This window comes from Citrobacter sp. Ce129, assembly GCF_030334545.1.
GTDB lineage: Bacteria > Pseudomonadota > Gammaproteobacteria > Enterobacterales > Enterobacteriaceae > Citrobacter > Citrobacter europaeus.
In genome coordinates this window covers 1-305 of the sequence record NZ_JAOWDS010000039.1, presented here as the reverse complement: position 1 = coordinate 305, position 305 = coordinate 1, and the positions used below count along the sequence as shown (strand labels likewise).

The following is a 305-nucleotide window of genomic DNA, read 5'->3' as shown; positions in this document are numbered from 1 at the left end:
CCATCCATACGGACCTGCACGCCGGTATAAACTATCTGGCAGAACCCGCCGCCAATATTCTGGAAAGCATCGGTGATCTGGATTTGTCGGTCATACACAAAGGGGCGTTTCAGCGTGGAGAACGTGACCTGCCCTGCGGCGTTGCTCATCGTAATACCGTCGCCGCCGACAGGTGCGGTCTGATTGAATATCACCAGGTCTATCGTCGCCGTTCCGGCCACGTCTTCCCGCCCTGTGTAGGAAATATCGCGAACGATGATACTGGTGCCATCAAACCCCACCGACACATTCGGGTTATCCCATTT

At 55.1% G+C, this 305-nt stretch carries 1 protein-coding gene; it reads right to left on the bottom strand.

The features are described 5' to 3' along the window. The coding region (locus OGV77_RS24815; RefSeq protein ID WP_286502535.1) for a DUF6453 family protein at window positions 1-305 on the bottom strand (305 nt) is incomplete at both ends.